19 protein-coding genes are annotated in these 20287 nt (G+C 75.6%); 10 read left to right on the forward strand and 9 right to left on the reverse strand.

Translation table 11 applies throughout. The annotated features are described in order from the left end of the window. Positions 1-5: 5 nt before the first annotated feature. Positions 6-1004, forward strand: coding sequence for a hypothetical protein (locus IEZ31_RS14085; RefSeq protein ID WP_190250254.1), 999 nt, complete (start codon positions 6-8; stop codon positions 1002-1004). A gap of 74 nt (positions 1005-1078) precedes the next feature. Here the strand turns inward: IEZ31_RS14085 and IEZ31_RS14090 are convergent, their stop codons facing one another. From IEZ31_RS14090 to IEZ31_RS14105, 4 genes are read right to left on the reverse strand one after another with little or no spacing between them, the layout of a single operon-like run. Further along, a complete protein-coding gene (locus tag IEZ31_RS14090; RefSeq protein ID WP_190250255.1) occupies positions 1079-2344 on the reverse strand; it encodes a L,D-transpeptidase in 1266 nt (421 codons plus the stop codon). 28 nt (positions 2345-2372) lie between these two features. Further along, positions 2373-3056 carry a sporulation protein gene (locus IEZ31_RS14095; RefSeq protein ID WP_190250256.1) on the reverse strand — a complete coding sequence of 228 codons (684 nt, stop codon included), beginning with the start codon at positions 3054-3056 and terminating at the stop codon, positions 2373-2375. 31 nt (positions 3057-3087) lie between these two features. Continuing rightward, positions 3088-4038 carry a serine hydrolase domain-containing protein gene (locus tag IEZ31_RS14100; RefSeq protein ID WP_190250257.1) on the reverse strand — a complete coding sequence of 317 codons (951 nt, stop codon included), beginning with the start codon at positions 4036-4038 and terminating at the stop codon, positions 3088-3090. Then, positions 4035-4700: an NUDIX hydrolase gene (locus IEZ31_RS14105; RefSeq protein WP_190250258.1), complete on the reverse strand. Its 666-nt coding sequence runs from the start codon at positions 4698-4700 to the stop codon at positions 4035-4037. Before IEZ31_RS14105 ends, IEZ31_RS14100 begins: the two co-directional genes overlap by 4 nt. A gap of 79 nt (positions 4701-4779) precedes the next feature. Here IEZ31_RS14105 and IEZ31_RS14110 point away from each other — a divergent pair, with 79 nt between their 5' ends. From IEZ31_RS14110 to cydC, 6 genes are all read left to right on the forward strand, one after another. Further along, the gene (locus IEZ31_RS14110) at positions 4780-5838 is read left to right on the forward strand and encodes an SPFH domain-containing protein (RefSeq protein WP_190250259.1); all 1059 of its coding nucleotides are present in this window, start codon (positions 4780-4782) and stop codon (positions 5836-5838) included. Between the two features lie 37 nt (positions 5839-5875). Then, positions 5876-6760 carry an NAD(+)/NADH kinase gene (locus IEZ31_RS14115; RefSeq protein ID WP_190250260.1) on the forward strand — a complete coding sequence of 295 codons (885 nt, stop codon included), beginning with the start codon at positions 5876-5878 and terminating at the stop codon, positions 6758-6760. A 65-nt stretch (positions 6761-6825) separates the two neighbouring features. Next, a complete protein-coding gene (locus tag IEZ31_RS14120; protein WP_190250261.1) occupies positions 6826-8226 on the forward strand; it encodes a cytochrome ubiquinol oxidase subunit I in 1401 nt (466 codons plus the stop codon). 11 nt (positions 8227-8237) lie between these two features. Beyond that, positions 8238-9242, forward strand: coding sequence for a cytochrome d ubiquinol oxidase subunit II (cydB, locus tag IEZ31_RS14125; RefSeq protein ID WP_190250262.1), 1005 nt, complete (start codon positions 8238-8240; stop codon positions 9240-9242). After that, positions 9239-10900, forward strand: coding sequence for a thiol reductant ABC exporter subunit CydD (cydD, locus tag IEZ31_RS14130; protein WP_190250263.1), 1662 nt, complete (start codon positions 9239-9241; stop codon positions 10898-10900). Before cydB ends, cydD begins: the two co-directional genes overlap by 4 nt. A 140-nt stretch (positions 10901-11040) precedes the next feature. Continuing rightward, on the forward strand, positions 11041-12801 hold the full coding sequence (cydC, locus tag IEZ31_RS14135) for a thiol reductant ABC exporter subunit CydC (RefSeq protein WP_229834959.1): 1761 nt from the start codon (positions 11041-11043) through the stop codon (positions 12799-12801). A gap of 167 nt (positions 12802-12968) precedes the next feature. Here the strand turns inward: cydC and IEZ31_RS14140 are convergent, their stop codons facing one another. Together IEZ31_RS14140 and IEZ31_RS14145 are read right to left on the reverse strand one after the other, a co-directional pair. Further along, complete coding sequence (locus tag IEZ31_RS14140) at positions 12969-14636, reverse strand: GAF domain-containing sensor histidine kinase (protein ID WP_373294582.1); 1668 nt, start codon at positions 14634-14636, stop codon at positions 12969-12971. A gap of 43 nt (positions 14637-14679) precedes the next feature. Next, positions 14680-15321, reverse strand: coding sequence for a response regulator (locus tag IEZ31_RS14145; protein WP_190250264.1), 642 nt, complete (start codon positions 15319-15321; stop codon positions 14680-14682). A gap of 216 nt (positions 15322-15537) precedes the next feature. On the opposite strand from IEZ31_RS14145, the gene IEZ31_RS14150 reads away from it, so the two are divergent. The 3 genes from IEZ31_RS14150 (at position 15538) to IEZ31_RS14160 (ending at position 17835) form a co-directional block, all read left to right on the forward strand. Continuing rightward, positions 15538-16545 (forward strand): Acg family FMN-binding oxidoreductase, encoded by a 1008-nt coding sequence (locus IEZ31_RS14150; RefSeq protein ID WP_190250265.1) that lies wholly within the window; start codon positions 15538-15540, stop codon positions 16543-16545. A gap of 37 nt (positions 16546-16582) precedes the next feature. Next, a complete protein-coding gene (locus IEZ31_RS14155; protein WP_190250295.1) occupies positions 16583-17575 on the forward strand; it encodes a zinc-binding alcohol dehydrogenase family protein in 993 nt (330 codons plus the stop codon). Positions 17576-17643: 68 nt separating this feature from the next. After that, on the forward strand, positions 17644-17835 hold the full coding sequence (locus IEZ31_RS14160; RefSeq protein WP_190250266.1) for a DUF1918 domain-containing protein: 192 nt from the start codon (positions 17644-17646) through the stop codon (positions 17833-17835). Here IEZ31_RS14160 and IEZ31_RS14165 read toward each other — a convergent pair. Genes IEZ31_RS14165 through IEZ31_RS14175 form a run of 3 tightly spaced genes read right to left on the reverse strand, consistent with a single transcriptional unit; the run spans position 17819 to position 19991 of the window. Further along, complete coding sequence (locus tag IEZ31_RS14165) at positions 17819-19018, reverse strand: RNA polymerase sigma factor (RefSeq protein ID WP_190250267.1); 1200 nt, start codon at positions 19016-19018, stop codon at positions 17819-17821. The two genes, IEZ31_RS14160 and IEZ31_RS14165, sit on opposite strands and share 17 nt — an antisense overlap. Continuing rightward, positions 19015-19350 carry a YciI family protein gene (locus IEZ31_RS14170; RefSeq protein ID WP_190250268.1) on the reverse strand — a complete coding sequence of 112 codons (336 nt, stop codon included), beginning with the start codon at positions 19348-19350 and terminating at the stop codon, positions 19015-19017. The genes IEZ31_RS14165 and IEZ31_RS14170 overlap by 4 nt, the downstream gene beginning before the upstream one ends. Positions 19351-19364: 14 nt before the next feature. Continuing rightward, positions 19365-19991 carry a dihydrofolate reductase family protein gene (locus tag IEZ31_RS14175; RefSeq protein WP_190250269.1) on the reverse strand — a complete coding sequence of 209 codons (627 nt, stop codon included), beginning with the start codon at positions 19989-19991 and terminating at the stop codon, positions 19365-19367. Between the last annotated feature and the right edge of the window lie 296 nt (positions 19992-20287).

A 20287-nucleotide genomic window follows, 5' to 3' on the forward strand; every position in this document is an offset into this window, starting at 1 on the left:
CCCGCGTGGCGATGACGGCAGTGGTGCTGATGACGGCCGCGGGGGTGGCGGCGACGGTACCGTCCGGGCCGGCCGACGCCGCCCCGGGCGCTCCGGCCGCGTCGCCGTCGGCCGGTGCCGGCGCGAGCGCGACGGCCGGTGGCGCCAGGAAGGCGGGGAAGGCCAAGGCGTCGCCCGGCCCGTCGGCGACGGGCGCTCAGGCCGGCGGTCCGGCGGCGGGGGCCGCGGACGCGAACGGGGCGGCCGCTGCGAACGGCGCGGCGGCGGGAACTGCGGGTGCGAACGGCGCGGCGGCGGGTGCCGCTGGGGCCGCGGCTGGGGCTGCGGCGGCGGGTGCCGCTGGGGCCGCGGGTGCGGCGGCCGATCCCAGCGGCGTCGCGGCGGCCGCTGCCGCCACCGTGCGGGTGCGGGGGCGGGCCTGGAACGACAGCAACCGCGACGGCATCCGCTCGGCGAGCGAGCGTGGCATCCGCGGGCTGCCCGTCATCGTCGTCAGCGCCGGCGAGCTGAGCGCGGCCTCCGACGCCGACCTGGCCCAGCAGTTGCGCGACCACCTGCGCCGGCGGCCGGCGGCCGGGGCGTCGGCGGCGGCCGGCATGGACCTGCTGGAGACGGTGACCGGGGGCGACGGGACCTACGACGTCCCGGCCGTCGCCGCCGGGACGCTCATCGTCGCCATCGGGACCGGGCCCGTGGACGCGGACGGGGACATCTCGTCGGTCCAGTGGGCGTTCACGCGGCACGGGCGCGGATCGGACCGGTCCCGCGACTCGGACTTCGTGCCCGTCGTCGATCCCGGCCAGCCGGTGACCGCCGGGCTGTCCGGCGCGGTGACGGCGGCCGGGGGCACCACGGTGGTGCTGGACGCGGGGCTGTACCGGCGGCCGGTCCTCGCCGTCACCGGGGTCGACGTCACGACGATGACGCTGACCGGCGGGCTGCTCCTCGTGGCCGGGCTGGTGCTGGTCCGGCTGGGCCGCCGCCGGGCGACGGCCACCGCCTGAAGCCTGCGGCGCGAAGGCCCGGGGCAGGCGCTGCTGCCCCGGGCCGATCCGGGCCGGCCGCGGTCAGGACGGGGTCAGGACGCGGACGGGGAGGCCGACGCCGAGGCCGAGGCCGCCGGCGGGGTGTAGGGGATGGCGCTGCCCTTCACGTACTCGTCGAAGCTGATGTCCCAGTCGGTCCAGCCGTTGCCCCACTTCACGTGCTCCTCGGTGTTGCGGATGATCACCGGGTCGCCGATCAGGGTGTTCTTCCACAGCCACTCCGCGTTGACCGCGGACAGGTTGGTGCAGCCGTGCGAGACGTTGCGCTTGCCCTGGTCCTTCTCCGACCAGGGGGCCGAGTGGAGATACTCGCCGTCCCAGGTCAGGCGCTGCGGCCAGTAGACCTTGGTGCGATAGCCGTCGGCGGAGTCGTTCGGGACGCCGAAGGACGCGGAGTCGAACCACTCCCACTCGTTCTTGATCATGATCATGAAGTGGCCGCTCGCGGACGGGCTGGACGGCTTGCCGAGGCTGACCGGCATCGTGCGGATGACGGCGCCGTCCTGGGTGACCGTCAGCTGGTGGGTCTTGTTCTCGACCTCCATGAGGAACTTGCGCCCCACGGCGGCCTCGAAGGTGACGTCGCGCTCCCCATACCACTTCCCGCCGACCGGCAGGCCGCCGACCGCGGCGCGCACGCTGAGCTTGGTGCCCGGCTGCCAGTAGTCCTTCGGCCGGAAGTGCACCTCCTTGGCGTTGAACCAGTGCCAGGCGCCCTCCTGCGCGGGGCTGCTGACGACGGTGAGCCGCTGCTGGACCGCGGCCCGCTGGTCCTTGGCCACGTCGACGCCGAAGTTGATGATGACCGGCATCGCCACGCCGACGGTCTGGCCGTTGGCGATGATGCTCGACACCTTGGCCAGGCTGCCCGGCTTCTTCATCGTCGTGAACGTCGTCGTGGCGGTGACCGGCTTGCCGTCGTTGCCGGTGACGGTCACCCGCGCCTCGTAGGCGGTCGCGTACTTCAGCTGCTGGCCCGGGATCCATGATCCGGCGACCTGGTGCGGGACCCCCGGCACCGAGGCGCCGGCCGCGTCGACGAAGACCACCTCGGTCTTCGCGGCGTTGGTGGCGGCCACGGCGACCTCGGTCGCGGTGTGGACGTCGGCGGCGCCCGCGGCCGGCGCGGTGATCTGCGCGGTGGCCGGCGGGATCGGCGACGGGCTGGGCGACCCCGCGCCGGACGTGTCGCCGGGCTTGGCGTCGCCGGGCTTGGCGGTGCACGCGGCGAGGACCGAGGCCCCCGCGACCAGGAGCAGGGACCGGCGGGTGGTGCCGCGCGGGAGGTCGGGCGTCATGAGGGATGCCTTCTGGAATCGGCCGGGATCACGTTGGTAAGACGGGGTGAAGCCGGTCACCGGTTGCGTCACGATCCGGTATCGGCGTCGGTGCCGGCGCCAGCGCCGGGATCTGGGTCAGCATCCAGGCGCGCAGCACCGCGAACGGGTCGGTGTCGGCGCCGACCGCGAACGTGAGCGACGCGCCGCCGAGCCGGGCGACCACGTCGACCGCGGACGGGCCGGCGACGGTCACCACGCGCAGCTCCGCCCCGGCCGGCGGCCGGAACGTGAACTCCTGGTGGAAGGATACGGCCCGGAGCACCCCGGGGAGGGGACCGGTCTGCAGGGCGGCGTCGACGAGCCGGAACCCGAGCCGGCGCGCGGCGTCGAGCACGCGCTGGTGGCCCAGCAGCGGGTGGACGTCGATCGGCTCGACGACGCTCTCGCCATGCGCCTCCGTCCGCAGCAGCACCGAGACCGCCGGGATCGGCCGGGTCAGCGGCGTCTCCCACGGCAGTGGCAGCAGGAACGGCACCGAGCGGCTGCGGCCGGGCGGCACCGGCGACACGACCGCGACGCGGTGCCGGATGACGGCGACGCCCGTGCGCGTCTCGACGCTCAGGGTGACCTCGCCGGGTGGCAGCGCCGCGACGCCCGCGCGCAGGTGCACCTCGCCGGGGACCATGGTGCCGGGGCGTACACAGGGCTCATGCAGCTCGGCACGTATCATCACGAGACACTAGCACGTGCCACTGTACGGTTCACAGCGAATCGTCCCGCGCCACCGCCTCCAGCAGCCGCCCGCACCAGGCGGCGAAGGGCGCGCGGTCGCCGCGGACGGGGTGGACCCGGTTGCTGAGCAGGACCACGCCGCGGTCGCGGTGCGGCGCCAGCCAGACCAGGTTGCCGACGAACCCGGTGTGGCCGTGCGCGCCCGGGCCGGTCAGTGCGCCGCCGGTCCCGCGGGTGCCCCCGAGCCACCAGCCCAGCCCGTACACCTCCTGCGAACCGTTGCTCGACCAGCCCCGCACCGCCTGCCGGTGCAGGCCCGCGCTCACGACGCGGCCGGCGAACCAGTCCCGGACCGCCCGGGTGACCAGGCTTAGGGTGCCGAACGCGCCCGCGTGCCCGGCCACGCCGCCCATCGCCGCGGCGTTCTCGTCGTGCACCTCCCCGCGGACGAGCCGGCCGCGCCACGCGCACCGCTCGGTCGGCACGGCGGGGCCGGGCAGCGGCGCGAACCGCAGGCCGGTGCGGTCGCGGGCAAGCGCGCTGAGCGGCCGTCCGGTGACGTCCTCGACGAGCCTTCCGAGGATGATGTACCCCAGGTCGCTGTAGACGGCGCCGCTGCCCGGCGGCCGGTCGAGCGGCTCGGCGAGCGCCGCCGCGGCGACCGGCCGGCCGTCGCGGAAGTAGGGCCGCGTCGCCGGCAGCCCCGCGTCGTGGCTCAGTAGCTGCCGGACGGTCGCGGCCGCCACGGGGTGCCCGGCGGCCGGCGGCCACTGCGTGCCCAGGCGCAGGTCGAGGCCGAGGCGGCCGGCGTCGCACAGCGCGAGCACCTCGGGCAGCGTGACGAGCACCTTGGTGAGGCTGGCCAGGTCCCACCAGTCGTCGGGGGCGGCGCCCCGCACGTGCTCGGCGAGCACCCGCTCCCGGTCGAACACGGACAGCGCGAGGGCGGGCACGGGCGCCTCGGCCAGCAGGTCCCTCATCGCGACCGCAGCAGCGGCGGGGAGAGGACGGTCGCCGAGCCGCGGGTGTACAGCGCGGCCGGCCGGCCGCGCTCGCCGGCGGTGGACCGGCCGGTCGGCTCGACGAAGCCCTCGGTCGACGTCGCCTTGCGGTGGAAGTTGCGCGGGTCGAGCGTGGTGTCCCAGACCGCCTCGTACACCTGCCGCAGCTCGGCGATCGTGAACTCCGGCGGACAGAAGGCGGCGCCGAGCGGCGTGTACTCCAGCTTGGCCCGGGCCCGCTCGACGCCGTCGGCCAGGATGCCGGCGTGGTCGAAGGCCAGGGCCGGCAGCGCGGCGACCGGCACCCACTCGGCCCCGGCGGCGTCGCTGCCGGCCGTCGGGGCGGGCGCGTCGGGCAGCAGCGCGAGGTAGGCGACCGTGACCACCCGGCCGCGCGGGTCCCGGCCCGGCGCGCCGTAGCTGGCCAGCTGCTCCAGGTGGCCGGGCGCGGCGATCCCGGCCTCCTCGGCGAGCTCGCGGGCCGCGGCCGCGCCGAGGTCCTCCTCCGGCAGCACGAAGCCGCCCGGGAGCGCGCTTGCGCCCTGGTACGGCGGGATCGCGCGGCGGATGAGCAGGACGTGCAGGGCGCCCTGGCGGATGGTGAGCATCACCAGGTCGACGGTGACGGTGAACGATGTCATGTATTTATCACCACGTTGACGAGAAAGGGTTCGGGCGAATATCGTCAGTATGACGATAACTTACCCCGGGAGGGCCACCATGGCGGACGTGACTCGCCGCTTCTTCCTGCGCCACCTGCGCGGGGCGCCGACCAGCTGGGTCCGGCACCACGTGAAGGGGCGCGTCCGGCACGAGGGCATCGGCCAGTCGTTCTGGTACCGGCCGCTGAACGCAGTGCTGTCCGAGGTGCCCGTCGACGACCGCGAGCTGCCGCTGCTCTTCCACGCGCGGACCAGCGACTTCGCCGACGTCACCGTCCAGGCCACCGTCACCTACCGGATCAGCGCCCCGGCCGTCGCCGCCGAGCGCCTCGACTTCTCCGTCGACCCCGAGCGCGGCCAGTGGCGCGGCCAGCCGCTCGACCAGGTCGCCACGCTGCTCGCCGAGCTGGCCCAGCAGCCGGCGCTCGACCTGCTGGCCCGCCTGGCGCTCACCGAGGCGCTCACGGCCGGCATCGCGCCGGTCCGCGAGGCGGTGTCGGCGGCGCTCGGCGGCGACCCGCGGCTCACCGACACCGGCGTCAGCGTGGTCAGCGCCCGGGTGGTGGCGATCCGGCCCGAGCCCGACCTGGAGCGGGCGCTGCAGACGCCGACGCGGGAGGCGGTGCAGGAGGAGGCCGACCGGGCCACGTACAGCCGGCGGGCCCGCGCCGTCGAGCAGGAGCGCGCGATCGCCGAGAACGAGCTGCAGAACAAGATCGAGCTGGCCCGGCGCGAGCAGCAGCTCGTCGAGCAGCACGGCGCCAACACCCGGCGCAAGACCGAGCTCGACGCGGCCGCCGCGCTCGTCGCCGCCCAGGCGACCGAGGAGCGCGCCCAGGTCGCCGCGGCCGGCGCCGCCGAGCGGGCCCGGATCTCGGCCACGGCCGACGCCGAGGCCGACCGGCTGCGCAGCGAGGCCCGCGCCGCCGGCGTCCGGGCCGTCGGGCTGGCCGAGGCGGAGGCCGAGGCGAGCCGCCTGGCCGCGTACCGCGACCTGCCGCCGGCCGTGCTGCAGGCGCTCGCGCTCAAGGAGCTGGCGGGCCACCTGCCGGAGATCGGCCAGCTGACGGTCACCCCCGACGTGGTGACCGACCTGCTGGGGCGGCTGTCGCGATGAGTCGCGATGAGCGGTTCCGGAGCGAAGCGGAGGGCGCGTGAGCACGCTTGCGCCGCGGGTGGTGCTGGTGTCGCGGCGCAGCGAGCTCGACGAGCTGCTCGCGCGCCACGGCACCCGGGCCGCCGCGGCCTACTTCCTGGGCCAGCGGGGCCGCGACCTCGCCGAGGTGGAGGCCCGCCACCAGGCCCAGGAGGCCGCGCTCACGACCGTGGGCGCGGCCGTCCCGGCCGACTGGCGGCGGGGCCGGCTGGACCGCGAGGACCTGTCCCGGTTCCTGTTCGCCCCGGAGGACGTCGTCGTCGCCGTCGGGCAGGACGGGCTGGTCGCGAACGTCGCGAAGTACCTCGACGGCCAGCCGGTCGTCGGCGTGAACCCGGCGCCGGACCGCAACCCGGGCGTCCTCGTGCGCCACGAGCCGGCCGCCGTCGGGGCGATCCTGCGCGCGCTGCCCGCCGCCGAGCCGCTCACGATGGTCGCCGCGCGGCTCGACGACGGCCAGGAGCTCGTCGGCCTCAACGAGGTGTACGTCGGGCACCCCACGCACCAGTCCGCGCGGTACACACTGTCCACACCGGACGGACGGCGGGAGCGGCAGTCGTCCTCCGGCGTGGTGGTCGGCACCGGGACCGGCGCCACCGGCTGGTGCTCGTCGATCGCCCGGGAGCGGGCCGCCGCCCCGCCGCCGCCCGCTGCGGGGGAGGAGGCGCTCACCTGGTTCGTGCGCGAGGCCTGGCCGTCGCCGGCGACCGGCGTCACGCTCACCGCCGGCCGGCTCGGCCCCGGCGAGCGCCTGGAGCTGGCGAGCGAGGGCGAGCGCCTGGTCGTGTTCGCCGACGGCCTGGAGGGGGACCGCCTGGAGCTCGCCTGGGGCCAGCGGGTGACGATCGGCGTCGCCGCCCGCCGCCTGCGGCTGGTGACCTAGCGCACCCGCGGGTCGGGACCTTCGACCCTGACCGGTTGCAACTTTGGGCCGGAAGACTGCGGTACATGGACGCGCTCGATCTCGCCCGGTGGCAGTTCGCGGTCACCACGGTGTACCACTTCATCTTCGTCCCGATCACGATCGGCCTGTCCGCGCTCGTCGCCGGGCTGCAGACCGCGTGGGTGCGCACCGGACGGCCGGAGTACCTGCGCGCCACCAAGTTCTGGGGCAAACTGTTTCTGATCAACTTCGCGATGGGTGTCGTCACCGGCATCGTGCAGGAGTTCCAGTTCGGCATGAACTGGAGCGCCTACTCGCGGTTCGTCGGCGACATCTTCGGCGCGCCGCTGGCGATCGAGGGGCTGCTCGCGTTCTTCCTGGAGTCGACGTTCCTCGGGCTGTGGATCTTCGGCTGGGACCGGCTGCCGAAGAAGGTGCACCTGGCGACGATCTGGCTCGCCTCGATCGGCACGATGCTGTCGGCATACTTCATCCTGGCCGCGAACTCGTGGATGCAACACCCCGTCGGCTACACCGTCAACGCCGAACGTGGGCGGGCCGAACTGACCGACATCGTGGCGGTACTGACGAACTCCACGGCCCTCGTGACCTTCCCGCACACCATCACCGCGTGCTTCCTCACCGCCGGCGCCCTCATGCTGGCCGTCGCCGCCTGGCACGTGCGCCGCGACCACCAGCCGGAGGTGTTCCGGCCGGCGCTGCGGCTCGGCGCGTGGGTCGTGCTCGTCGCGGGCGTCGGCGTGCTCGTCACCGGCGACCTGCAGGCGCGGGTGATGACCGAGCAGCAGCCGATGAAGATGGCGGCGGCGGAGGCGCTCTACGAGACGTCGCAACCGGCGTCGTTCTCGGTCTTCACGGTCGGCTCGCTGGACGGGCGGTCGGAGCTGGCGTCGGTGCGGATCCCGTCGCTGCTGTCGTTCATGGCGACGGGCTCGCTGGACGGCTCCGTGGAGGGCATCAACGACCTGCAGGCCGCCTACGTCGAGCGGTACGGCGAGGGCGACTACGTGCCGTACGTTCCCGTCACCTACTGGTCGTTCCGGCTGATGATCGGCTTCGGTGCCCTGGCGATGGCGGTCGCGGCGCTGGCGCTGTGGGCCACGCGGCGCGGACGGCGGCCCGCCGGGCGGTGGCTGTGGATCGCGGCCGTGTCCGCCGTCGCGATGCCGCTGCTGGCGAACTCGTTCGGCTGGATCTTCACCGAGGTCGGGCGGCAGCCCTGGACGGTGTTCGGCCTGTTCAAGACCTCCGAGAGCGTGTCGCCGTCGGTGTCCGCGTCGCACGTGGCGACCTCGTTGATCGTGTTCACCCTGCTGTACGGCGGGCTCGCGGTCGTCGAGCTGATGCTGATGCTGCGCTACGCCCGGGCCGGTGCACCGGAAATTGTCGTACCCGAGTCGGATGATGCGTCCGACGAGGATCGCCCGCTGGCCTTCGCCTACTGAGGAAGCTGGTCATGGAACTCACCACCGTCTGGTTCGTCCTCATCGCCGTGCTCTGGGCGGGCTACTTCCTGCTGGAGGGCTTCGACTTCGGTGTCGGCATGCTGCTGCCGGTCCTCGGCCGCGGCGAGCGCGAGCGGCGCCTGCTCATCAACACCATCGGCCCGGTCTGGGACGGCAACGAGGTCTGGCTGCTCGTCGCCGGCGGCGCCACCTTCGCGGCCTTCCCGGAGTGGTATGCGACGCTGTTCTCCGGCTTCTACCTGCCGTTGCTGATCATTCTCGTGGCGCTCATCGTGCGCGGCCTCGCGTTCGAGTATCGCGGGAAGGTCGACAGTCCACAGTGGAGGCGACGCTGGGACCTGGCGATCATCGTGGGCAGCTACGTGCCGGCCCTGCTCTGGGGCGTCGCCTTCGGCAACATCGTCCGGGGCGTGCCGATCAACGCCGACCACGAGTATGTCGGCGGCTTCTTCAACCTGCTCAACCCCTACGCGCTGCTCGGCGGGCTCACCACCCTGTCGCTCTTCCTGCTGCACGGCGCCGTCTTCCTGGCCCTGAAGACCGACGGCGACGTGCGGGTGCGGGCCGGCCGACTGGCCTACCGGCTGGGCTTCCCGGCGGTCGCGCTCGCCGGCGGGTTCCTGCTGTGGACCCAGCTCACCCACGACGACGCGTGGGGCTGGGCGCTGTCCGGCGCCGCCGCCCTGGCCCTGGTCGCCGGGGTCGTCGCCGCGCGGGCCCGGCGCGAGGGCTGGGCGTTCCTGGCCGCCGGCGCGACGCTGGTGATCGCCGTCGCGGCGCTGTTCGTGACGCTGTTCCCCGACGTCATGCCCACCACCCTGGCCGGCGGCGACAGCCTCACCGTCACCAACGCGGCCTCCACGCCGTACACGCTGAAGGTCATGACCGGCGTCGCCGTCTGCTTCACGCCGATCGTGCTGCTCTACCAGTCGTGGACCTACTGGGTGTTCCGCAAGCGGCTGCGGGTCGAGCACATCCCGGTGCCGCACCCATGAGGCCGCTCGATCCGCGCCTGCTGCGGTATGCGTCGGCGACCCGCGCCTACCTGGCGCTGTCGGTCGTGCTCGGCGTCGCGCTCGCCGCCCTCGTGGTCGCCCAGGCGACGCTGCTCGCCGACGGGATCGTCGCCGTCTACCTCGGCGGGGCCTCGCTCGCGGCGCTGACCCCGACGCTCGGCTGGCTGGCCGCGGTCGTCGCGGCCCGGGCCGCCGTCGCCTGGGCCCAGGAGGTGGCCGCGGCCCGCTCGGCGGCGGCCGTGAAGCGCCAGCTGCGGGCCCGGCTGTTCGCGCACGTCGTCGCGCTCGGGCCGGGCGCGCGGCGCAGCGGCGACGTGGTGACCCTGGCGACGCGCGGGCTGGACGCGCTCGACGCGTACTTCGCGCGATACCTGCCGCAGCTCGTGCTCGCCGCTCTCGTGCCGGCCATCGTCCTGGTCCGCATCGCCCCGGCCGACCTGGTGGCGGCCGGCACGATCGCCCTGACGCTGCCGCTCATCCCGGTGTTCATGGTGCTCGTCGGCCGGCACACCGAGGCCGCCAACCGGCGCCAGTTCCGCCTGCTGGCCCGGCTCTCCCACCACTTCCTCGACGTCGTCGCCGGCCTGCCGACGCTGCGCGTGTTCGGCCGCGCCCGCCGGCAGGCGGCGATCGTCGCCGAGATCAGCGCCCAGCAGCGCCGGGTCACGATGCGCACCCTGCGCGTCGCGTTCCTGTCCTCGCTCGTGCTGGAGCTGCTCGCCACCCTGTCCGTGGCGCTGGTCGCGGTCGGCATCGGCCTGCGGCTCGTCGACGGCGAGCTGTCCCTGGCCACCGCCCTGCTCGTGCTGATCCTCGCCCCGGAGGCGTATCTGCCGCTGCGCCAGGTCGGCGCCAACTACCACGCGAGCGCCGCGGGCCTGGCCGCCGCCACCGAGGTGTTCACGCTGCTGGAGACCCCGGCCGCCGCCGCCGGCACCGCTCCCGTCGACGCCGCCGGCCCGGTCGTCTTCGAGGGCGCGGAGGTGCGGCACGAGGGCCGGTCCGAGCCGTCGCTGCCGCCGTTCACCGCCGAGGTGCGGCCGGGGGAGCTGGTCGCGCTGACCGGCCCGAGCGGCTGCGGCAAGTCGACCGCCCTGGCGGTGCTGCTCGGCTTCGCGCCCCTGGCCGCGGGCCGCGTCACGGTCGGCGGCGCCGATCTGGCCACGCTGGACCCGGCGGCGTGGCGCCGGCGGATCGCCTGGCTGCCGCAGCGGCCGTGGCTCGGCGCGGGCACGATCGCCGACGCCATCCGCCTCGGCGCGCCGGACGCCACCGACGCGGCCGTCCGCGCGGCGGCCGCCCAGGCCGGCGCCCTGCCGTTCGTCGAGGCCCTGCCCGCCGGCTTCGCCACGCCCCTCGGCGACGGCGGCGCCGGCCTGTCGGCGGGCCAGCGCCAGCGGATCGCGCTGGCCCGGGTGTTCCTGCTCGACGCCCCGCTGGTCCTGCTCGACGAGCCGACGGCCGGCCTGGACGCGCAGACCGAGGCGTCGGTCCTGGCCGCGATCCGCGCCCACGCGGCCGGCCGCACGGTCGTCCTGGTCGCCCACCGGCCGTCGCTGGTCGCCCTGGCCGACCGCGAGATCGCCCTCCCGGCCCCGCGCCCGCTGGCCGCCGCGGCCCCGGCGGTGACCCCGTGAGCGCGCGGGCCGTGTCACGGAGCCTGCACGGCGCGCTGCGCTTCGCGCGGTGGCTCGGTCCGGTGGGCTCCTCGCCGGTCGCCCGCGCCGACCGATCGAGCTCCCGTCCCCGGTCCGGCACGACGCCGGGCGGTGACCCCGTGAGCCCGCCCCTCCCGCGCGACACCGCCCAGCCCCGGCCGGCCGGGCGGAGGGTCGCGGCCGTCCGGGACGTGCTGCGGTGGTGCCGGCCGGCGGCGGGCGGGCTGGTCGTCGCGGTGCTCGCCGGGGTCGGCGCGGCCGGGGCGGCGGTCGGGCTCATGGCGACCTCGGCGTGGCTCATCTCCCGGGCCGCGCAGCACCCGCCGGTCCTGCACCTCATGGTCGCGATCGTGGCCGTGCGGGCGTTCGGGATCGGGCGGGGCGTGCTGCGGTACGTGGAGCGGCTCACCGGCCACGACGCCGCGTTCCGGCTGCTCGGCGCGCTGCGCGTGCGGACCTACCGGCGCCTCGAACGGCTCGCGCCGGCCGGCCTGACCGGGTTTCGCCGGGGCGACCTCGTCGCCCGCCTGGTCGACGACGTCGAGTCGGTCCTCGACCTCGTCGTGCGGGTCGTCCTGCCGGTCGCGGTCGCCGCGGTCACCGCCCTCGGCACGGTCCTGCTGGTGGGCGCCCTGCTGCCCGCCGCCGCCGGGGCGCTGGCGGTGGCGCTGCTGGTGGCGGGCGTCGGCGTGCCGCTGCTGCAGTCCGCCGTCACCCGCCGCGCCGACGCCCGCCTGGCCCCGCTGCGCGGCACGCTCGCCGCCGGCACGGTCGAGCTGGTGGAGGGGCTGCCGGACCTGATCGCGTACGGTGCCACGCCCGCCGCCCTCGCCCGCCTCGCCGAGACCGACCGGGCCCTGCTCACGGCGACCCGCCGCGCGAGCGCCACGACCGGCGTGTCGGCCGCGGTGACCGCCCTCTGCACGGGCCTGGCCGTGCTGTCCGGCCTGGCCGCCGGCGCCCTCGCCGTCCGGGCCGGCACCCTGCCCGGCGAGCTGCTCGCCGTCGTCGTCCTGACGCCGCTGGCCCTCTTCGAGACCGTGGGTGCCGTGCCCCCGGCCGTCCAGCGCCTCGCCGCCGCCCGCGCCGCCCTGTCCCGCCTGACGGCCCTGTCCAGGGTGGCCGACCCGACGCCCGACCCGGTCGCCCCGCGCCCGCTGCCCGCGGGTGGCCGCGTGCCGACCCTGCGGGTGGAGGGGGTCGACGCCGGGTGGCCCGGCGGGCCGGACGTGCTGCACGGGGTCTCGCTGACGCTGACGCCCGGTCGGCGCATCGCGCTCGTCGGGCCGAGCGGGGCCGGCAAGAGCACGATCGCGGCGCTGCTGGCGCGCTGGCTCGACCCCCGTGCCGGGCGGGTCACGCTCGACGGGACGGACCTGCGCGACCTGTCCGGCGACGACGCGCGGCGGGTGGTGGGGTGCCTGGACGACAGTGCGTACCTGTTCGACACCACGATCGAGGCCAACCTCCGCGTCGCCCGGCCCGACGCGACGGGGGAGGAGCTCGACGCCGCGCTGGGGGCGGCGCGGCTGCTCGACTGGACCCGCACGCTGCCCGCCGGGCTCGCCACCCCCGTCGGCGAGCACGGGCTGGCCCTGTCGGGCGGGCAGCGCCGCCGGCTCGCCCTCGCCCGGCTCCTGCTCGCCGGGTTCCCGATCGTCGTCCTCGACGAGCCGACCGAGCACCTCGACGAGCCCACGGCGGCGGCGCTGACCGACGACCTGCTGGCGGCCACGCACGGGCGCACCGTGCTGCTCATCACCCACCGGCCCGTCGACCCGGCGGCCGTCGACGAGGTCCTGCACCTCGACGCCGGCACCCTCACCGGGCCCCCGCCACGACCGCCGCTCCGCGCGCCGGCCCAGGCGGCCACGGTCTGACCACGCACCGCCGCGGCCGGCTCCCGCCGCGGCCGGCTCCCGCCGCGCCCGGCTCCCGCCGCGCCCATGATCGATGGCGCGTTCTGGTCGTCATGGCAGCCGGAACGCTCCATCGATCAATGGGGCCGACGACGGGCACGGCGCCGGGGCGGTGCGGCGAGGGCGGGTTAGAGGGGGACGCGCCAGGTCAGGCGGGTGCCCGCCGGGGTCGCGGGCTCGACCGCGCAGGTGCCGGCCAGGTCCTCGGCGCGGGCGCGCATGTTGCGCAGGCCGTTGCCCTCCGGGTTGGTCGCCGGGTCGCAGCCGCGGCCGTTGTCCTCGACCACCAGCGTCAGGCTGGTCGGGCGGGCGTCCACCGTGACGCGGGCCGACGTCGCCTGGGCGTGCTTGGCGACGTTGCTCAGCGCCTCGCGCAGCACCGCCGGGAGGGCCTTGCGGACCGGGGCCGTGACCGCGGTGTCGACCGGGCCGTCCAGGCGCAGGTCGGGGCGGAAGCCCAGCGGGCCGCGGGCCTCGTCGACCACGCGGCGCAGCTCGGCCCGCAGGCTGTCGCCGGGGACGGCGCGCAGCTCGAAGATGCTGCCCCGGATGTCGCGGATCGTCGCGTCCAGGTCGTCGACGACGCGGTCGATGCGCTCCTGCTGGTCGGCGCGGCCGGGCAGGCGGGCGGCGCCCTGCAGCTGCATGCCGGCGGCGAACAGGCGCTGGATGACCACGTCGTGCAGGTCGCGGGCGATGCGCTCGCGGTCGCCGACCACGGCCAGCATCTCGCGCTCGTCCTGGGAGCGGGCCCGCTCCAGGGCCAGCGCGGCCTGGCCGGCGAACGTCTCGACCAGGGCCACGTCGGGGTCCTCGGCGAACGTGACGCTGTCCGGGCGATACGCCACCACGAGCGCGCCCAGCGGGACGCCGCCCGCGGCCAGCGGCACGAGCAGGGCGGTGCCGGTGGAGAGCGGGACGGGCCAGGCGGCGGCCGTGCCGAGGTCCTCGACGACGGAGAGGTGCCCGCTGAGCAGGACGGTCGCGAAGTCGCTGCGGCGCACGTCGACCGACGCGCCGACCAGGCCGGGGTCGCCGCCGACCGCGACCTCGATGCGCAGGTCCTCGGCCGCGTCGTCGTACAGCAGGACCATCGCCAGGTCGGCCTCGGCCACCTCGCGGGCCCGGGTCGCGACCAGCTCCAGGGCCTCGGTGCGCCGGACCTCGCCGAGCAGGACGGCGGTGATCTCCGCGGCCGCCTCCAGCCAGCGCTGCCGGCGGGCGGTCTGCGCGTAGAGGCGGGCGTTCTCGATCGCGGCGCCGGCCGCCACCGACAGCGCCACCACGAGGTCCTCGTCGTCCTGCGTGAACTGCTCCCCGCCGTGCTTCTCGGCGAGGTACAGGTTGCCGAACACCTGGTCGCGGATGCGCACCGGCACGCCCAGGAAGCTGTGCATGGGCGGGTGGTTGGCCGGGAACCCGTACGCCCGCGGGTGCCTGGTGATGTCCTCCAGCCGGATCGGCCGGGGCTCGTCGATGAGCACGCCCAGCACGCCGTGGCCGCGGGGCAGGTCACCGATCGCGGCCCGCTCCTCGGGCGAGACGCCCTGGTTGATGAACTCGATGAGCATCCGGTTGGGCCCGATCACGCCGAGCGCACCGTACCGCGCGCCGGCCAGCCGGCAGGCCGCCTGCACGATGCGCTCCAGAGTGCTGTGCAGGTCGAGGTCGGCGCCGATGGCGACGACGGCGTCGAGCAGGGCGCGCAGCCGCTCGCGGCTGGTCATCACCTCGCGGACACGCGTCAGCAGCTCCTGCAGCAGCGCGTCGAGGTCCACCCGCGACAGCGACGGCAGCGGCAGCTGCCACCCCGGATCTTCGTTGCCCACCCCGGCGATTCTAAGGGTGCGGCCGCCCGAGCAGTTTCGAGGCCAGCACCGCGGCCTGGGTGCGCCGCTCCAGGCCGAGCTTCGCCAGGACGCTCGACACGTAGTTCTTCACCGTCTTCTCGGCCAGGAACATCCGCTCGGCGATCTCCCGGTTGGTCAGGCCCTCGGCCACGAGCAGCAGGATCCGCCGCTCCTGCTCGGTGAGGTTGCGCAGCTCGTCGGGCTGCTCCGGGCCCTTGCGGATGCGCTCCAGCACCCGGGCGGTGACGGCCGGGTCGAGCAGCGACTGGCCGGCCGCGACCCGCCGGACGGCGTCGACCAGGTCGGTGCCGCGGATCTGCTTGAGCACATACCCCGAGGCGCCCGCCATGATCGACGCGAAGAGGGCCTCGTCGTCCTCGTAGGACGTGAGGATGAGGGCCCGGATCGACGGGTCGACCGACCGTATGTCGCGGCACACGTCGACGCCGCTGCCGTCGGGCAGCCGGCCGTCGAGCACGGCCACGTCGGGCCGCAGCGCGGGGATGCGGTGGGTCGCCTCGACCGCCGAGCCGGACTCGCCGACGACCTCGATGTCGCCCTCCCGCTCCAGCATTTCCCGCAGGCCGTAGCGGACCACCTCGTGGTCGTCGAGCAGATACACCCGGATCATGTCCTATTTCTACCAAGTGGAGGGCCGACCGGCACAGGCCGAAGGTCCCGTGGGTCGGGGGCCGGGCGGACAGCAGCGCAAACAACGGCGGGCGCGGGGCGGCCGGGGCATCGGGCCGAAGGTCCCGGACGGACGGGGCCGGGGCCTCTGAACGGCGCGGGTGGCCGGCGGCAATCGTGGGAGGCGTACCACCGACGAGCCTCCGAGGAGCCCATCATGGCTGCGATCCAGTTCACCGACCGCGGCAGCGCCGTCAACCGGACGCTGACCTCGGCCGTCCTCGCGGCGCTCGACGCACCGTCGATGCTCAACACCCAGCCCTGGCAGTGGCGCATCGCCGGGGACCGGGCCGAGCTGCGCGCCGACCGGCGCCGCCAGCTGCCCGCGCTCGACCCCGACGGGCGGCTCATGACGCTCAGCTGCGGCGTGGCGCTGCACCACGCCCGCGTCGCGCTCGGCGCCGCCGGGGCCGGCGTGGACGTGACACACCTGCCCGACGCGGACGAACCCGATCTGCTCGCTGTCCTGCGGTACACCGGGAGCGTCCCGAAGACCGGGAACGCCGAGCGGCTCCGGCGGGCCATCTCGGTCCGGCGCTCCGACCGCCGGCCGTTCCTCGACGTGGCCGTGCCCGCCCCCGCCCTCGACCGGATGCGGGCCGCCGCCGAGGCCGCCGGCGCCCACCTGCACCTCGTCAACCCGGCCGAGGTCACCGCCGTGGTCGTCGCCGCCGGCCACGCGGCCGACGTGGAGCGGGCCGACCCCGCCTACCGCGCCGACCTGGCCGCCTGGGTGCACACCGACGACGGCTCGGGCACCGGCGTGCCGCCCGCCACCACCGAGCCCAACGGCGCCCGGACCGTGCCGATCCGCAGCTTCACCGGCCGGGACACCGACGCGAGCGTGTACGACGCGCCGGAGGTCGCCGACCGGTTCGCCCGGTACGCGGTCGTGGTCACCGACCACGACACGCCGCGCGACTGGCTGGCCGCCGGCGAGGCGCTCAGCGCCGTGCTGCTCACCGCGACCGCCGAGGGCCTGGCCACCTCGCCGATGAGCGACATGGTCGAGATCGTCGCGGCCCGCGAGACGCTGCGCCGGGCGATCGGCAACGTCGGTCACCCCGCGATCGTGGTGCGCATCGGCGTCCCCGGCCGCGGCGACACCGGCCCCCGCTCGCCGCGCCGCGCCGCCAGCGACGCGGTGGAGATCGTCGAGGGATAGACCGGCCGCCGCCGGGCAGCATGGACGGATGGCCCGCATGCTCGCATGGCAGGTGCACCGGCCGGGGCCGATCGGGACCCGGCCGCTGCGGCAGGTGTCGCTGCCGGTGCCGCAGCCCGGCCCGGGTGAGCTGCTGGTGCGGGTCACCGCGTGCGGCGTGTGCCGCACCGACCTGCACCTCGCCGAGGGCGACCTGCCGCCGGTCCGGCCGGACACCGTGCCCGGCCACGAGATCGTCGGTGAGGTCGTCGACGCCGGCGCGGACGCGGCCGGCTTCGCGATCGGCGACCGGGTCGGCGTCGCCTGGCTGCGGCACACCGACCAGACGTGCCGCTATTGCCGGGCGGGCGCGGAGAACCTCTGCCCGGCGTCGCGGTACACCGGCTGGCACGCGGACGGCGGGTACGCGCAGTACACCGTCGCGCCGGCCGACTACGCCTACCAGCTGCCCGGCGCCTACGACGACGTGCACGTGGCGCCGCTGCTGTGCGCGGGCATCATCGGCTACCGGGCGCTGCGCCGGGCCGACCTGCCGCGCGGCGGCCGGCTCGGCGTCTACGGGTTCGGCGCCTCGGCCCACCTCGCCGCGCAGGTCGCCCTGGCCGAGGGGGCCACCGTCCACGTGGTCACCCGCGCGCCGGCCGCCCAGCGGCTCGCCCTCGACCTCGGCGCGGCCTCCGCCGGCGCGGACCGGCCGCCCGAGCCCGTCGACGCGGCGATCCTCTTCGCGCCGGTGGGTTCGCTGGTACCGGTGGTGCTGTCCCACCTCGACCGGGGCGGGACGCTCGCGATCGCCGGCATCCACCTCACCGACATCCCCACGCTCAACTACGAGGAGCACCTGTTCTACGAGCGCTCGCTGCGCAGCGTCACCGCCAACACCCGCGACGACGGCCGCGACTTCCTCGCCTTCGCCCAGGACCACCCGCTGCGGGTGACCGCCGGGCCGCGCCCGCTCGCGCAGGCCGGCGAGGCCCTGGCCGACCTGGCCGCGGATCGGGTGACCGGCGCGGCGGTCCTGGTGCCCTGAGCTTGACCGGGCGGCCGTCGCGGCGTGCCATGGAAAGGACGGCCACCAGGAGTACGAGGGAGGAAACCATGCACGCGAACGTCGGAGACCGGCTGATCGTGGAGGGCGCCCACGTCGGGGACGTCCGACGGGAGGGCGTCATCACCGAGGTGCATCACGACGACCACACGCCGCCGTACACCGTACGGTGGGAGGACGGCCACGAGGGCCTGGTCGTGCCGGGCCCGGACGCCCGGGTGCTGCCTAGCCGAGCTCGCTGAGCCGGGCGCTCAGGAACGCCCGTTCGGCCGCGTTGGCCGTGAGGTCGCGGGCCCGGCGGTACTCGTCGGCGGCCTCCCCGGCGCGGCCGAGCCGGCGCAGGAGGTCGGCGCGGACCGCGGGCAGGTAGTGGTACCGCCGCATCCGCCCGTCCCGCAGCAGCGGGTCGAGCTCGGCGAGGGCCGCCCCGGGCCCGTGCACCTCGGCGAGCGCGACGGCCCGGTTGAGCGCGACGACCGGTGACGGCCAGGCGTCCAGCAGGGCGTCGTAGAGCACCAGGATCTGCGGCCAGTCGGTGTCGGCCCAGGCCGGGGCGCTCGCGTGGAGGGTGGCGATGGCCGCCTGCAGCCCGAACCGGCCGGGCCGCCCGCCCCGCAGCGCCCCGACGACGAGCGCGTCGGCCTCGGCGATCGCCCGCCGGTCCCAGGCCGAGCGGTCCTGCTCCGACAGCCGCAGCAGGCGCCCGTCCGGCCCGGTGCGGGTGGCCCGCCGGGCATGGTTGGCCAGCAGCAGCGCGAGCAGGCCACGGACCTCCCGCTCGCGGGGCAGCAGGCGGTGCAGCATCCGGGCCAGGTCGAGCGCCCGCGCCGCGAGGTCGTCGCGGGCCAGGCTCGGCCCGTCCGGCGCCGTGTGGCCGGTGGTGAACAGCAGGTGGACCGCGGTCAGGGCCGCGTCCAGCCGGCCGGGCAGCTCCGCCGCCGGCGGCATCCGGAACGGGATCCGCGCCGCCGTGATCTTCTTCTTGGCCCGGGTGAGCCGCGCCGCCATCGTCGGCTCGCTGACGAGGAACGCCTTGGCGATGCCGGCGGCCGGCACCCCGCACACCAGCCGCAGGACCAGGGCGACCTGCGCGTCGGGGCTGAGCGCCGGGTGGCAGCAGAGGAAGACCAGCCGCAGCGGGTCGTCGTCCTCGTGCGACTCCGGCTCGACCAGCAGGTGCAGCTTGGCCCGCAGGGTCGCGGCCCGGCGCAGCGCGTCGAGCGCATTGTGCCGGGCCGCCGTGACGAGCCACGCGCCCGGCCGGTCCGGGATGCCGCGCTCCCGCCAGTCGTGCAGCGCCGCGAGGTACGCATCCTGCACGCACTCCTCGGCGAGGTCGAGGTCGCGCGTGACGCGCACCGTCGCGGCGAGCACGGCGGCCCACTCGCTGCGGTGCGCGTCCTCGACGGCTTGCCCGACCGTCATCCGGTCAGCAGGGGCCGCACCTCGACCGCGCCGTCCATGATCGGCAGCAGCCGCGCCACGGCCACAGCCTGGTCGAAGTCCTGCGCCTCGACGACGAAGAACCCGGCGAGCACCTCCTTGCTCTCCAGGAACGGCCCGTCGGTGACCAGCCCGCCGGCGCGCACGGTCCGCGTCAGCCGGCTGGGCTGCAACGCCTGCTCGTTGACGACCCGCACCCCCATGGCGGCGATCTCGTCCCCGGCGCGCAGGTTGGCCTCCATGACGTCCGGCGGGATGTCCGCGACACCGCCGGGGAGCTCGGCTTCGTAGATGAGGATGGCGTACTGCGGCATCCGCTGCTCCCGTCTCACCAGTTCCCGGTCTCGGGCCCCATCGCACCGTACTCGACGCCTCCACGCCGCGTGTACGTCACGGCGCTGACCCCCTTTCCGGTGACGACGCTGTCCTCGACGCTGAAGGTGGCGGGCACGGTACCGCTGCCGAAGAGCCGCTTCCCGCTCCCGAGCACGACCGGGAAGGTCATGAGGTGCAGCTCGTCGACGACCCCCTGCCGCAGCAGCGCCTGCACAAACCCGCCGCTGCCGTGCACCTGCAACTCCCGGTCCCGCTTGAGCCGGATGAGCTCGCCGGCGACGTCGTCCCCGAGCAGCGATGCGTTCTCCCAGGCAAGCTCCTGCCCCTGGAGCGTGCGCGACCCGACATACTTGGGCATCCGGTTGAGCTTGCTCCCGACGGGGTCGTCGTCCCCGGCGAGCGGCCAGGTGGCCGCGAAGACCTCGTACGTCCGCCGCCCGAGCACCAGCCCGTCCGCGCCGCGCACGAACCGCTCGACGTGCCCCAGCAACGCGTCGTCGAAGTGCGGCACGGCCCACCCTCCGTGGGCAAACCCGTGCTCCCGGTCCTCGTCCGGCCCACCGGGCCCTTGCACCACCCCGTCCAACGTCATGAACGCCATGACGACCAACTTCCCCACGCCGAACTCCTCTCGCGAAACCCCTGACACCCCACCCGGCGAACAACGCGGCCGCCTTTTCGACAAGCCCACCAAGATTTTCCGCGCCGCTCCGGACATTCCCGCACAAACTCGGCAACCGCCGCCCCGGCGGGCTTGGCGAGCCCGAAGGGGCCCGGGGGTCGGGCCCCGGGGGTCGGGGGGCCCGAGGGCCGGGGGCCGGGGGCCGGGGGCCGGGGCCCGGGGGCGGTAGCCGGCCGGGTTCGGCGGGCTCTCCATGATCGTGGGAAGGATTTGGCTGCTGGGACAGCCAGATG

The sequence above is a fragment of the Dactylosporangium sucinum genome (genome assembly GCF_014647515.1).
In the GTDB taxonomy this organism is placed as follows: domain Bacteria; phylum Actinomycetota; class Actinomycetes; order Mycobacteriales; family Micromonosporaceae; genus Dactylosporangium; species Dactylosporangium sucinum.

Coding starts and splice junctions, on each gene's coding strand:
- IEZ31_RS14120 (WP_190250261.1), top strand. CDS start 6,826: ATGGACGCGCTCGATCTCGCCCGGTGGCAGTTCGCGGTCACCACGGTG.
- IEZ31_RS14090 (WP_190250255.1), bottom strand. CDS start 2,344: ATGACGCCCGACCTCCCGCGCGGCACCACCCGCCGGTCCCTGCTCCTG.
- cydD (WP_190250263.1), top strand. CDS start 9,239: ATGAGGCCGCTCGATCCGCGCCTGCTGCGGTATGCGTCGGCGACCCGC.
- IEZ31_RS14110 (WP_190250259.1), top strand. CDS start 4,780: ATGGCGGACGTGACTCGCCGCTTCTTCCTGCGCCACCTGCGCGGGGCG.
- IEZ31_RS14170 (WP_190250268.1), bottom strand. CDS start 19,350: ATGCCGCAGTACGCCATCCTCATCTACGAAGCCGAGCTCCCCGGCGGT.
- IEZ31_RS14160 (WP_190250266.1), top strand. CDS start 17,644: ATGCACGCGAACGTCGGAGACCGGCTGATCGTGGAGGGCGCCCACGTC.
- IEZ31_RS14150 (WP_190250265.1), top strand. CDS start 15,538: ATGGCTGCGATCCAGTTCACCGACCGCGGCAGCGCCGTCAACCGGACG.
- IEZ31_RS14165 (WP_190250267.1), bottom strand. CDS start 19,018: ATGACGGTCGGGCAAGCCGTCGAGGACGCGCACCGCAGCGAGTGGGCC.
- cydB (WP_190250262.1), top strand. CDS start 8,238: ATGGAACTCACCACCGTCTGGTTCGTCCTCATCGCCGTGCTCTGGGCG.
- IEZ31_RS14105 (WP_190250258.1), bottom strand. CDS start 4,700: ATGACATCGTTCACCGTCACCGTCGACCTGGTGATGCTCACCATCCGC.
- IEZ31_RS14100 (WP_190250257.1), bottom strand. CDS start 4,038: ATGAGGGACCTGCTGGCCGAGGCGCCCGTGCCCGCCCTCGCGCTGTCC.
- IEZ31_RS14155 (WP_190250295.1), top strand. CDS start 16,583: ATGCTCGCATGGCAGGTGCACCGGCCGGGGCCGATCGGGACCCGGCCG.
- IEZ31_RS14145 (WP_190250264.1), bottom strand. CDS start 15,321: ATGATCCGGGTGTATCTGCTCGACGACCACGAGGTGGTCCGCTACGGC.
- IEZ31_RS14095 (WP_190250256.1), bottom strand. CDS start 3,056: ATGATACGTGCCGAGCTGCATGAGCCCTGTGTACGCCCCGGCACCATG.